10 protein-coding genes and 1 pseudogene are annotated in these 12,815 nt (G+C 67.6%); 7 read left to right on the top strand and 4 right to left on the bottom strand.

All coding sequences use genetic code 11. The features are described from left to right. Window positions 1–41: 41 nt before the first annotated feature. Both M3I56_RS41760 and M3I56_RS31490 read left to right on the top strand, forming a co-directional pair. Window positions 42–92: pseudogene (locus M3I56_RS41760) on the top strand (hypothetical protein); the annotation flags it as partial. Window positions 93–101: 9 nt separating this feature from the next. After that, window positions 102–548: a hypothetical protein gene (locus M3I56_RS31490; protein ID WP_375541822.1), complete on the top strand. Its 447-nt coding sequence runs from the start codon at window positions 102–104 to the stop codon at window positions 546–548. On the opposite strand, the gene M3I56_RS31485 is transcribed toward M3I56_RS31490, so the two are convergent. The 3 genes from M3I56_RS31485 to katE all read right to left on the bottom strand — a co-directional run bounded on the left by M3I56_RS31485 (window position 479) and on the right by katE (window position 6,652). After that, window positions 479–2,266: a glycoside hydrolase family 15 protein gene (locus M3I56_RS31485; protein WP_254357258.1), complete on the bottom strand. Its 1,788-nt coding sequence runs from the start codon at window positions 2,264–2,266 to the stop codon at window positions 479–481. The genes M3I56_RS31490 and M3I56_RS31485 overlap by 70 nt on opposite strands. Window positions 2,267–2,595: 329 nt before the next feature. Continuing rightward, the gene (locus M3I56_RS31480) at window positions 2,596–4,389 is read right to left on the bottom strand and encodes a thiamine pyrophosphate-requiring protein (protein ID WP_254357257.1); all 1,794 of its coding nucleotides are present in this window, start codon (window positions 4,387–4,389) and stop codon (window positions 2,596–2,598) included. A gap of 166 nt (window positions 4,390–4,555) precedes the next feature. After that, a complete protein-coding gene (gene katE / locus M3I56_RS31475; RefSeq protein WP_254357256.1) occupies window positions 4,556–6,652 on the bottom strand; it encodes a catalase HPII in 2,097 nt (698 codons plus the stop codon). A gap of 318 nt (window positions 6,653–6,970) precedes the next feature. On the opposite strand from katE, the gene M3I56_RS31470 reads away from it, so the two are divergent. The 5 genes from M3I56_RS31470 to M3I56_RS31450 all read left to right on the top strand — a co-directional run bounded on the left by M3I56_RS31470 (window position 6,971) and on the right by M3I56_RS31450 (window position 12,245). Beyond that, window positions 6,971–7,120 (top strand): hypothetical protein, encoded by a 150-nt coding sequence (locus tag M3I56_RS31470; RefSeq protein ID WP_254357255.1) that lies wholly within the window; start codon window positions 6,971–6,973, stop codon window positions 7,118–7,120. Window positions 7,121–7,224: 104 nt separating this feature from the next. Continuing rightward, window positions 7,225–7,821, top strand: a complete 597-nt coding sequence (locus M3I56_RS31465; RefSeq protein ID WP_254357254.1) for a (2Fe-2S)-binding protein — start codon at window positions 7,225–7,227, stop codon at window positions 7,819–7,821. Next, a complete protein-coding gene (locus M3I56_RS31460; protein ID WP_254357253.1) occupies window positions 7,818–8,849 on the top strand; it encodes a xanthine dehydrogenase family protein subunit M in 1,032 nt (343 codons plus the stop codon). The genes M3I56_RS31465 and M3I56_RS31460 overlap by 4 nt, the downstream gene beginning before the upstream one ends. Next, complete coding sequence (locus tag M3I56_RS31455; RefSeq protein ID WP_254357252.1) at window positions 8,846–11,125, top strand: xanthine dehydrogenase family protein molybdopterin-binding subunit; 2,280 nt, start codon at window positions 8,846–8,848, stop codon at window positions 11,123–11,125. The genes M3I56_RS31460 and M3I56_RS31455 overlap by 4 nt, the downstream gene beginning before the upstream one ends. A 22-nt stretch (window positions 11,126–11,147) precedes the next feature. Further along, window positions 11,148–12,245: an enolase C-terminal domain-like protein gene (locus tag M3I56_RS31450; protein ID WP_254357251.1), complete on the top strand. Its 1,098-nt coding sequence runs from the start codon at window positions 11,148–11,150 to the stop codon at window positions 12,243–12,245. A gap of 11 nt (window positions 12,246–12,256) precedes the next feature. Here M3I56_RS31450 and M3I56_RS31445 read toward each other — a convergent pair. Further along, window positions 12,257–12,815: hypothetical protein (locus M3I56_RS31445; RefSeq protein WP_254357250.1), on the bottom strand; the 559-nt coding region annotated here is incomplete at its 5' end.

Below are 12,815 nucleotides of genomic sequence, written 5' to 3'. Positions count from 1 at the left end.
TTTCGCGGCCCGGCTGATCGTGGCCATCGTGGGCCGGCGCGCTGATCGGCCTGAATCGCGGCGAAGCCGGCAACGCGCCCGGGCTGCGCACGAGCTTGCTCGTGTGCCTCGCCGCCTGCCTCGCCATGCTTCAGGTGAACGTGCTGTTCGTTCTGCATGGCGTCGAGCACATCGAGCATCGCCTGCCGCGCGGCAAACGCGCTTACATCACGCTAGGGCACGATGCCGGCGACGATGCCCGCAAGCTGTTCGACGACGCGTTGCGAGGACGCCGCTGCCGCGTGGTGCTGCTCGGTGTCACGCATCTCACGGCGGAAACCGCATCGCACCAGCGCCTCGACGCTTCGTTCGAAGTGCGCTGGCAGGCGCCCCCGGCGACGACGCCGTGGAAACCGTGCTTTCCTCGCTCGTGGCGCGAGTGCACGAAGAAGCGTCGGGGTCGATCGAGCGATGAGCACAGCGATGTGCTCGCGCCGGCTCACCTGGCGCGGCGATGGCCTTTCGCCGAGCCGCTCAGCAGCATCGCCGTCTTCACCACGGCGAGATGACTGAGCGCCTGAGGAAAATTGCCCGCCAGCCTTTGCGCGCCCACGTCATATTCTTCGGCGAGCAAACCGACGTCGTTGGCCACGGCGAGCACGCGCTCGAACTGGGCGACGGCCTCGTCCCGGTCGCCGCGCAGGTACAGACAGTCGGCCATCCAGCACGAGCACGCGAGGAAGGTGCCTTCGTCGGGCGCTTCGTCTCCGCCGCGCCGCCAACGTCGAATCAGCCCGCCTTCGCCGAGCTCCGCGCGAATCACGTCGATGGTGGCCGACATGCGCGGCTCGTCGGCGCGCATGAAGCCTACCAGCGGCATGAGGAGCACGCTCGCATCGAGCGCCTCTTCGCCGTAACCGCGCACGAAGGCGCCGCGCCGGGCGTTCCAGCCGCGTTCGCAAACCTCTTCGTGCAGGGCCCTGCGCATCTGCAGTGCGCGTTGCACGAGCGGGTCGCCCACGCCCGGACCCTCTTCACACCAATGTTTGATGAAGCGGTCGAGCGCCACCCACGCCATGACGCGCGAGAGCGTGTAGTGCCGTGCGTGGCCACGCGTCTCCCAGATTCCCGAGCCCTGCTTGGCGCCATGATCGAGCAGCCAGCCGATCAAGCGCGCTTCGAATTCGGCTTCCTCCTGCGCCGCAACGATGCCGGCGCGCCGCGTGAGATAGAGGCAATCGAACGCCTCGCCGAACACATCCGGCTGATACTGCGTGCATGCCGCATTGCCGAAGCGCACGGGCCTCGCACCCTGCCAGCCCGCGAGGCGCTCGAGCTCGCGCTCGCGCGGCACGTGGCTGCCATCCACGCAATACATGACGTGAATACGTCCGCGCGCGTGGCCGATCGTGCGCAGCAGCCAGTCGCGCCAGGCACGCGCTTCGTCGTGAAAGCCCGCTTCGAGCAGCGCTTCCAGCGCGAAGCTCGCGTCGCGCAACCAGCAATAGCGATAGTCCCAGTTGAGCTCGCCGCCCGGCGCCTCGGGCAAAGACGTGGTGGGCGCGGCGACCATCGCGCCCGTGGGGCGGTAGACCAGCGCGTAGAGCGTGAGGAGCGAGCGCCGCACCGCTTGCGGCCAGAGCGTGCGATCGTTGTCGAAGTGGTCGATCCAGCGGCGCCAGTGGCGCTGCGTGTCGTGCAGCGCCGTGACGGAGGATGCCGGATCGACGCCCACGGCCTCGCCCTGGCATAGCGTGAAAACGAAGCGCTCGCCGGCGCGCACGGTGAACGCGGCTTCGAGCGCCTGCGCGTGAACGCGCAATGGCACATCCGCGCGCAAGGTCATTGGGCCACACGCTGCGTGCAGGGTCGCCGCGCCGCTAGCGTCCATCGTGGCTGGCGCAGCGGGCCCATCGGCGCCTCGCGGCTGCATGAGCATGTGCATATCCACACTGCCGTGCGCGCCTTCGACAATGCGCATGATGCACGCCTCGCCGGTCTCGGCCACCATGAAATCGATCACGCGCGCGCTGCCGTGCGCGCCCTCCCAGCCGGTTTCGACCACGAGCGTATCGCGCTGGTAGCTGCGGCTCGCGCTGCGCGACGGACCGGCGGGCGCAAGGCGCCAATGGCCATCCGCTTCGCCGCCGAGCAGCGCAGCAAAGCAGGGTTCGCTGTCGAAACGCGGCCAGCAGAGCCAGTCGATCGAGCCTTCGCGAGCGAGCAGCGCTGCGCTGCGGCCATCGGCAAGCAATGCGTAATCTTCGATGAGGGGTGTTCGTGTCATGGACTAGGGCGCGCGAATGGGCGCGATCAAGCTTGCGCAAGCACTTCGGATTCCCGAAAGGTTTGCAAGCACAATGAGGGCATGTCCCTCTACGATGGCTTCGCACCGTCGTTTCGCGTTGCAGTGGCCCCGGCGCCAGCTTGCATCGATTACGCGTAAGGCTTGAAACGCGTGCGAGGCGCACCATTGGCTTGCGCCGAGTGGTCCCGGTCACGCACTGGATGACGTCTCGCAGCGCCGCATTCGCGCAACGTAGTCAATCAACGCGCGATCAAAGGCGCGCCGCGAGCATCGTCCCGGCCGTCCATCAATGACTCCTTGTGCGCGCATCACTTCTTGCCCGGGATGACGCTCGCCATCACCTGGCGCGCCGTGTTGGCAATCATGCCGCCCTCGTCCGGGTCGCCTTCCATGAGCGCGCGCGCGAAATGGCGCGCCTGCTCGATCGTCACATGCGGCGGCAGCGGCGGCACGTCGGGATCGGTCTTCACTTCGAGCACCACAGGCCGCGGCGAAGCAAGCGCCTGCTCCCAGGCGTCGCCCAGCTGCTCCGCGTTGTCCACGTAGATGCCCGTGAGCCCCACCAGCTCCGCAAAACGGTGATACGGCACGTTGGGAATGTCCTGCGAGGCTTCGAATTTCGCGTCGCCCTGCATCACGCGCTGCTCCCAGGTGACCTGATTCAGGTCCTCGTTGTTGAACACGCAACAGATCCAGCGGGGGCTCGTCCACTGGCGCCAGTACTTCGCCACTGTCACGAGTTCGGCCATGTTGTTCATCTGCATGGCGCCGTCGCCCACGAGCGCGATCACGGGCCGCTCGGGATGCGCGAACTTCGCCGCGATCGCGTACGGAACCGCCGCCCCCATCGAGGCGAGACCGCCCGACAGCGAACACATCATGCCGCGCCGGATCTTGAGGTCGCGCGCATACCAGTTCGCGCACGAACCCGAGTCGCTCGTGACGATCGCGCCGTCGGGCAGGCGCGGCGAAAGCTCGGTCACCACGCGCTGCGGGTTCACCTTGCCGCTCGTCGCCGCGTGCGCGCGCTCCTCGAGCACGCGCTGCCAGCGTTCGCCCGCATGGATGAGGCGGTTGCGCCAGCTCGTGGCGTTCTTCTGCTCGAGCAGCGGCAAGAGCGCGCGCAGCGTGGCCGCGCTGTCGCCCACGAGGCTCACCTCCATCGGGTAGCGCACGCTGAGCATGCCCGCGTCGATGTCGATCTGCACCGCGCGCGCGTCGCCTTCCTTCGGCAGGAATTCCGAATATGGAAAGCCGGAGCCGACCATCAGCAAGGTGTCGCATGAGGACATCATCTCGTCGGTCGGCTTGGTGCCGAGCAGGCCGATGCTGCCTGTCACCCAGGGAATGTCGTCTGGCAGGACGGCCTTGCCGAGCAGCGCTTTCGCAACGCCCGCGTGCAGGCGCTCTGCCACGGCGACCACGTCGTCGCCGGCGCGCAGCGCGCCCGCGCCGACGAGTATCGCCACCCGGTGGCCCGCGTTGAGCACCTCGGCCGCGCGCTTGAGGTCCGCTTCGCGCGGCACCACCTCGGGCGCGGAATAGCCCACGCCAGAATGCGCCGTGCCGTGCTTGCGCGCGGGCGGCTCGTATTCGAGCTCCTGCAGGTCGTTGGGCAGCACCATGGCCGTGACCGTGCGCCGCGAGAGCGCGATGCGCACCGCGCGGTCCACGACGTGGCGCACCTGCGCGGGCACGCTGGGCTGCTGCACGTAGGCGCCCGCGACGTCCTTGAACATGGAGACGAGGTCGAGCTCCTGCTGATAATGCGCGCCGAGCGCGGCGCGCGCCTGCTGGCCTGTAATGGCGAGCACGGGCATGTGGTCGAGCCGCGCATCGTAGAGCCCCGTGAGCAGGTGCGCCGCGCCCGGCCCCGAGGTGGCGATGCACACGCCCAGTTCGCCCGTGAACTTGGCGTGCGCGCTCGCCATGAAGGCGGCCATTTCCTCGTGGCGCGCCTGCACGAATTCGATCTTGCCCTGCGCGCGCTGCAGCGCGCCGAACATGCCGTTGATGCCGTCGCCGGGATAGCCGTAGATGCGCCGCACACCCCATTCGTGCAGACGCTCGATGATGAAGTCGCTCACCGTGATGGTCGCCATGTGCCGTTCTCCTTGCGGATGGTCCGAATCATTTAGCTAGACAGCGATGTCCCAATCGCGTGCCTCTCCCGCGGCCGAGCAGCGGCCGCCACGCCCACAACAGCGTGCGCGCGTTTTTCGGTCGTGTACCTGGCTTGTCCATTTGATCTTTCCCTCCCACCCGCGCTCACGCCGGCACCGCCAGCGTCTGCGCCACGCGCGACCACACGCGATGCTGCCCGGCCGCTTCGACGAATTCCTTGAGCACGCGCTTGAGATCGGCTTCGTCGCCGCTCGCGACGCCGTCCGCGTGATCGGGCAACTGCGCGGCGGAAAGCACGAGCCGCCCCGTATCGACCGCACCGATCACCTTCAGATGCTTGAACGCTTCGAGCACGAAGTGACGCGCATCGCCCGACTGCGTCAGTGCCTCCGTGGCCTTCTCGCCGCCGGGGACGAACACCGCGTCGAACATGACGGAAGGCATGCCGGTGAGGGTCGCGTCGGGCGCGATATCGCCGATCGGCGCGAGCGTGGGCGCGATGACGAGCGCTGTTGCGCCTTCCAGCGCAAAGGCATCGCGCAACCGCTTGAGCATGGCCGGATCCGCGCCGGGCGCGGTGAGCAAGGCGATCTTGCGCGTCTTGATGCCGGGCTGCACGCGGTTGAGCAGGCTGAGCGAGGGCGAGCTGGCCGTGCGCGGCTTACGGGGCTTGGCGCCCGCTTTTGGCTTCGGCAAGCCGAGCGCCTGCGCCACGCTTGCGGCGAGGTCTGCGTCGATATTCGCGAGAATGGCGTTGACCTGGCGTTCGCGTATTTCTGGCTTCGTGACCTTGCCCAGTTCGAAGGTATAGGCGGCCTTGATATGTTCCTTCTCCGGCTCCGACATGCTGTTGTAGAACATCGTGGCCTGCGAGAAGTGGTCCGCGAACGACTCGCTGCGCACGCGGATTTTCACGCCATCCATGCGTTCCTGGTAGCTTTCGAAGCCGCCGTCCTTCGGCTGCGTTTCCTTGGGCCAGCCGCCGCTCACCGAATTCGGTTCGTACGACGCCTGGCCGACGTTGAGGGTCTGCCGGTGCATCGCGTCGCGCTGATTGTTCTGGTACGGGCAAACCGGCCGGTTGATCGGAATCTCGTGAAAATTCGGGCCGCCAAGACGGCTGATCTGCGTATCGGTATAGGAGAACAAACGCCCTTGAAGCAAGGGGTCGTTCGTGAAATCGATACCCGGCACGATATGGCCTGGATGGAACGCGACCTGCTCCGTTTCCGCGAAGAAGTTGTCCGGATTGCGGTTGAGCGTCATCTTGCCGATGATCTTCACCGGCACCTCTTCTTCGGGCACGAGTTTGGTCGGATCGAGCAGATCGAAGTCGAATTTGTGCTCGTCGCTCTCCTCGATGACCTGCACGCCCAGCTCGAACTCGGGATAGTCGCCGCGCTCGATCGCCTCCCACAAGTCGCGCCGATGAAAGTCGGGGTCCTTGCCCGCAATTTTCTGCGCTTCGTCCCAGAGCAGCGAGTAGGCACCCAGCACGGGCCGCCAGTGCCACTTGATGAAACGCGCGCGGCCTTTGGCGTTGACGAAGCGAAACGTATGCACTCCGAATCCTTCCATGGTGCGCAGGCTGCGCGGTATCGCGCGGTCGGACATGGCCCAGATGACCGTATGGGCGCTTTCCGGCACGAGCGAGACGAAGTCCCAGAACGTATCGTGGGCGGTGCCGCCTGTGGGCATTTCGTCGGGGGCTTCGGGCTTCACGGCATGCACGAAGTCGGGAAACTTGATCGCGTCCTGAATGAAGAACACCGGCACGTTATTGCCCACCAGATCGAAATTGCCCTCCTCCGTGTAGAACTTCGTGGCGAAGCCGCGGATGTCGCGCACGGTGTCCGAGGAGCCGCGCGGGCCCTGCACGGTCGAAAAGCGCACATAGACAGGCGTTTCCTTCGCGGGGTCCTGCAAAAAGCCCGCGCGCGTGAGTTCGGCTTGCGACTCATACACGCGAAAAACCCCATGCGCGGCGGAACCGCGCGCGTGCACGATGCGCTCGGGAATCCGTTCGTGGTCGAAGTGCGTGATCTTCTCGCGCATGATGAAGTCTTCGAGCAGCGAAGGGCCGCGCGCGCCCGCACGCAAGGTGTTCTGGTTGTCGGCGATCTTCACGCCCTGGTTGGTGCGCAGCGCCTCGCCGTCCGCTTGCGCGCGGAACGCTTCGAGGCTCTGCGATTTCGCGTCGGTGGGCTGATGCTTGCCGCGGGGGCGATTGCGGTGTGGCATGGGTGGGCTCCTGGTGAGTGTTCCGATGGGCTCGCCGCAAGGTGTAGACGAGCGCGAATGCCACCGGGAGCGCAAGCGTTGTGCCGTTGAGCTCGCGCTGGCACACGCGCCCCAACGCGGGCCCACGGCACGCGATTTGCGCGCCTGCCCGCAATAAGGAACGCGAGGACGGGAGCACACGATGGCGGCATGGATCGAGGCAATGGACGTTGCGGCGCGCGACATCCCGGGGTTCTGATGGGGCGCGACGCGGAGTAGACGGCGCGCGGGACCGCGGCGCTCGCCTGTCCTGGCTGGTCGGACAACCCGCTCGTTGCGGTGCAGGCCGAACTCGCCGAGCGCTGCGACGCCGTCGAACGGGTGCGCATCATCGACCGTATCGAGAACGACTTGCAGGAGGCGTTTCCCGCGGTGCGTTGGGTGTTTTTCGAGCCGGAACTGCGCGAGCATGGTGAGCACCCGCTATAGGTTCGAGGGCGCAATCGCAACGCACCCCCAACCACCAGGCAAGCGCATTGCGCACCGCATGATCGCGACCACCCAGACCAACCCGCCCTGACAACGAGGCCGTCATGCACACAGCCACCCGCACCCGCGCCCCGCGCACACACGACGCAAAGGCGAGACACGAAGACAGGCATCTTCGCAGCGAAGCCGCGAGCCCGCCCGAAGCCGTGCCGATCGAACTCACGATCAACGACGCGCACCATGCGCTGCGCGTCGAACCCTGGACCAGCCTGCTCGACCTGCTGCGCGAGCAGCTTCATCTCACCGGCACGAAGAAAGGTTGCGATCACGGCCAGTGCGGCGCGTGCACGGTGCTCGTGGACGGCGTGCGCATCAACGCGTGTCTCGCGCTCGCCGTGTCTTACGACGGCGCGGAGATCACGACGATCGAAGGGCTCGCGCAGGACGGCGCGCTACATCCCGTACAGCAGGCCTTCATCGACCACGATGCGTTTCAGTGCGGCTACTGTACGCCGGGCCAGATCTGCTCGGCCGTCGGGCTGCTCGCCGAAGGCCACGCGCATTGCCGCGACGACGTGCGCGAGCAGATGAGCGGCAACCTGTGCCGCTGTGGCGCGTATGTGAACATCGCGAACGCCGTGGAAGGCGTGCGCCGCGCGCAGCACGTCGCCAGCGGCGAACAGGAAGGAGACGCACCATGAACCGCTTCTCGTACGCGCGCGCGAAGAGCGTAGCCGACGCCGTGCACCTGCACTACGTCACCCCCGGCGCCGAGTTCCTTGCCGGCGGCACGAATCTCGTCGATCTGATGCGCGAGGACGTCATGCGCCCCGCCGCGATCATCGACATCACACGGCTGCCGCTGCGCGACATCGAAGCGACGAAGGACGGCGGCCTGCACATCGGCGCGCTCGCTACCAACAGCGCGCTGGCATGGGACGCGCGCGTGATCGAGCGCTATCCGTTGCTCGCGCAGGCGCTGCTCGCCGGGGCATCCGCGCAGATCCGCAACGCGGCGACCGTGGGCGGCAATCTGCTCCAGCGCACGCGCTGCCTCTACTTTTACGACCCCGCCACCTGCTGCAACAAGCGCGCGCCGGGCACAGGCTGCGCCGCGCTGGACGGCGTGAACCGCATGCACGCAATCTTCGGCGCCAGCGAACACTGCATCGCCACGCATCCATCGGACATGTGCGTCGCGCTCGAAGCGCTCGACGCCACGCTGCACGTGGCGGGCCGGGGCGGCACGCGCACGCTGCCCTTCGACAGCCTGCACCGCCTGCCGGGCCACACGCCGCACCGCGAAACGACGCTCGCCGACGAGGAACTGATCACCGCCGTCGAACTGCCGCGCGAGGGCTATGCGCAGCACTGCAAGTATCTGAAGCTGCGTGATCGCCAGTCGTATGCGTTCGCGCTCGTTTCGGTCGCGCTCGGCGTGCGCGTCGAAGACGGCACGATGCGCGCGCTAGGCTGCGCGCTGGGCGGCGTCGCGCACAAGCCCTGGCGGGACCGCGAAGCGGAACAGCGACTGATCGGCCGCGCTACCGACGATACGCGCGCCATCGAGCGCTACGCCGACGCCCTGGTCGCGCACGCCGACCCGCGTTCCGGCAATGCGTTCAAGGTAGATCTCGCGCGGCGCGCGATCGTGCGCGCATTCGAACAGGCGCTGGCGCCCCGTGCCGCGGGCGACGGCGCAGCAGACGCCGGGGAGGAATCAGCATGAGTACCGCCTATGAATCTCGCCGCGCCGCGAGCCCGGTCGCACGCATCGGCGCGCCGCTCTCGCGCGTGGATGGCCGCAGCAAGGTCACGGGCGCCGCGCGCTACGCCGCCGAATTCACGGCCACGGGGCTCGTGCACGGCGCCGTCGTCAACGCCACCATCGCGCGCGGCGAGATCGTTGCCATCGACGCGTCGGCGGCGCTCGCGCTGCCAGGCGTGCTGCACGTGCTCACGCACGAGAACCGCCCCGCGCTCGCCGAAGACGACGCGGCCTGGAAGGATCAGATCGCACCGGGCGGCACACCGTTTCGCCCGCTCGCCGACACGCACGTTGCCTTCGCAGGCCAGCCCGTCGCGCTCGTGGTGGCGCAAACGCCCGAACTCGCGCACTACGCCGCGTCGCTCGTGCGCGTGCGCTACCGCAGCGAGGCGCATCAGACCGAACTGGCCCGCGTACTGAAGAACGCAGTCATTCCCTCTACCGAGAAGGGCGGCTTCGAACCGCCGCCAGCACCGCGCGGCCACGCATACCGGGCGCTCGCGCACGCCCACGCGCGCATCGACGCGTTTTACAGTACGCCCACGGAATTTCATCAGCCGATGGAGATGCACGGCTGCACCGTCGTGCCTTCCGCCGACGGGCGCTACACCGTCTACGAGAAGACCCAGGGCGTGAGCAATACTCAGCAGTACCTAATGAAGGCATTTGGCCTGACGCAGGACCGCGTGCGCGTGATTTCGCCGTTTGTGGGCGGCGCGTTCGGCTCCGGCCTGCGGCCGCAATATCATCTGCCGCTCGCGATGATGGCGGCGCGCGCGCTGCGCCTGCCCGTGCGTGTGGCGCTCACGCGCGCACAGATGTTCACCTTCGGGCACCGGCCCGCCTCGATCCAGCACGTCGCGCTCGCCGCGCAAAGCGACGGCCGCCTCGAAGCGATGATTCACGAAGCCGTGGGAGATACCTCGCAGTTCGAGGACTTCACCGACGTGGTCGTCAACTGGACGGGACGGCTCTATCGCGCGCCGAACGTCCAGCTCGGCTACAAGCTCGGGCGGCTCGACGTATACACGCCCCTCGACATGCGCGCGCCCGGCGCCGCGCAAGGCCTCTACGCGCTCGAATGCGCCATGGACGAACTGGCCGTCGCGCTGAACATGGACCCGCTCGAACTGCGCATCCGCAATTACGCCGACGAAGACGCGAACAAGCAGTTGCCGTATTCGAGCAAGGCGCTGCTCGACTGCTACGCGCAGGGCGCCGAGCGTTTTGGCTGGGGCGCGCGCATTGCGACGCCGCGAGCCATGCGCGAGGGCCACGAACTGGTGGGCTACGGCATGGCCACGGGCATCTGGGAAGCGCTGCAGACCGAAGCGACCGTGCGCGCCGTGCTCAATGCGCAAGGCCGGCTCGAACTCGCCAGCGGCACGGCCGATATCGGCACCGGCACGTACACCGCCATTTCGCAGATCGCCGCCGACGCCCTGCACATGGCCATCGACGACGTGGACTTCACGCTCGGCGACACTGCATTGCCCCCCGCGCCGATCGAAGGCGGCTCGTGGACCGTGGCTTCCGTGGGCAGCGCCGCATCGCTTGCCTGCACGCAGCTGCGCTCGCGCCTCGCGCAACTGCTGCCCGCGCACGGCGGCGTGACGTTCGCCAATCTCGACCCCGCCATGCTGGACGAAGCGCTCGTGATCGAAGGCGGTGAGGTGTGTTTGCGCGAGAGCGCCGGCCGGCCCGATACGCGCGCCCGCATTGCCGACGTGCTCGCCGACGCGGGCATGAAAACGCTCGAAGAGCAGATCACGCTCAAGCCCGAGGCGCTCCAGAAGCAGTATTCCATGGCGACGCATTCGGCCGTGTTCGCCGAAGTGCGCGTGGACGAAGCGCTCGGCGTGGTGCGCGTGGCGCGCGTGGTGAGCGCGGTCGCGGCGGGCCGCATCGTCAACCCGAAGACGGCCGCGAACCAGATCGCCGGCGGCGTGGTGTGGGGCATCGGCATGGCGCTGCACGAGGAAGCGCAATTCGACCATACGCTCGGGCGCATCATGAACCACAACCTCGCGGAATATCACGTGCCGGTGAATCGCGACATCGGCGAGATCGACGTGCTGTTCGTGGACGAACACGACGACGTGGTGAATCCGCTCGGCGCGAAGGGCGTGGGTGAGATCGGCGTGGTGGGCGTGGCCGCCGCGGTGGCGAACGCGATCTACAACGCCACGGGCAAGCGTGTGCGCGACCTGCCGATCACGCTCGACAAGCTGCTGTGAAACCGGTATGCACCCCGACACCATGAATGCAACCCGAGTCACGCGCCTCGAAGCCCGCGCCTATACGATCCCCACCGACCGCCCCGAAGCGGACGGCACCATCGCCTGGCGCTCCACCACGCTCGTGCTGGTCGAAATCGACGCGCTCGGCTTCACCGGCGTGGGCTATACCTATGCGCATGCGGGGGCCACGGCGCTCGTGGAGAGCGTGCTCGGCGACGCCGTGCGCCAGTACGACCTCTTCGACATCGCGCGCATCAACCTCGAAATGCAGCGGGCCGTGCGCAACATCGGCCGGCCGGGCCTCGCGGCCTGCGCCATTTCCGCAGTCGATGCCGCGCTCTGGGACCTCAAGGCGAAGGCGCTCGGCATTCCGCTTTGCGCGCTGCTCGGCATGCAGCGCGAGCGCGTGCCGGTGTACGGCAGCGGCGGCTTCACGAGCTATGACCTGAAAACGCTCACGAAGCAACTGCGCGGCTGGGTCGAGGACGACGGCTGCGCGTGGGTCAAGATGAAAGTCGGCTCGCATCCGGGCGACGATCCGGCGCGCGTGGAAGCGGCGCGCCAGGCGACAGGCAGCACGACGGGCCTCTTCGTCGACGCCAACGGTGCGTATGAGATCAAGGAGGCACAGCGGCTCGCGCAATGCTTCGCGCAACAGGACGTGCAGTGGTTCGAAGAGCCGGTCTCCTCGGACGACCGCCGCGGCCTCGCCGCGCTGCGCGCCGCCCTGCCCGCGCGCATGGCGCTCGCGGCGGGCGAATACGCCTACACGGCCGACGACTGCCGCGAGCTGCTGGAAAGCCACGCCGTGGACGTACTGCAGGCCGACGCCACGCGCTGCTGCGGCATCACCGGCTTTCTGCAGGCCGACGCGCTGTGCGATGCGTGGCATACGCCGCTCTCGGCGCATTGCGCGCCGGCGCTCCATCTGCACGTGGCGTGCGCGGCGCGCCGCCTCGTGCATATCGAGTGGTTTCACGATCACGCGCGCATCGAGGCCATGCTGTTCGAAGGCGCACCGCGCCTGCGCGCCGGGCATATCGCGCCCGACCTCGCGCGCCACGGCCATGGCCTGACGTTCCGCCACGCCGACGCCGAACGCTACGCGGTGCGCTGACGCGCCGTCATTCAACTGTCAGGTGGCCGCGCGGGCACCTGCTGCCAGCCGCCGGGGCAGGTCCGCACGTACGGGTAGTAGGTCTGTGACGCGACGCAGTAGTACCAGACGCCGTATGGCGCCTCGCCACCCTGCCCGCCCTGGCCCCCGCCTTGCCCGTATTGCTCGTTTTGATCGTACATATTGGCGCCGCCGTACTGGGGCTCGGCCTGGGCCTCGCCCTGGCCTTGTTCGATCCACTGTGTGGGCTGCGAGAAGTCGCCGGAAACGTAGGGGTAGTAGATGCTCGCGATGTACGGCGGATAGTAGTACGGATAGAAAGGATAGCCGTAGACGAATCCCGGGCCGAAGTAGAAGCCGACGCTCGCCGAACCGCAGCAGCCATACCAGCCGTGATAGTAGCCGCCGTGATACCAGCCGTAGCCGTGGTAGTAGCCGCCATGGTAATAACCGCCGTGATACCAGCCGCCGCCGTGATAGCTGCCGTGATACCCGCCGTGGTAGCCGCCGCTCCAGCCGCTACTGTGATTCACGCCGCCATAGCCGCCCCAGCCGCCGCCACCGCCACCG

This window comes from Paraburkholderia sp. CNPSo 3281 (assembly GCF_024206515.1).
Lineage (GTDB): Bacteria > Pseudomonadota > Gammaproteobacteria > Burkholderiales > Burkholderiaceae > Paraburkholderia > Paraburkholderia nodosa.
The sequence above is the reverse complement of the archived record's forward strand: the minus strand, read 5'-3'. Positions and strand labels throughout refer to the sequence as shown.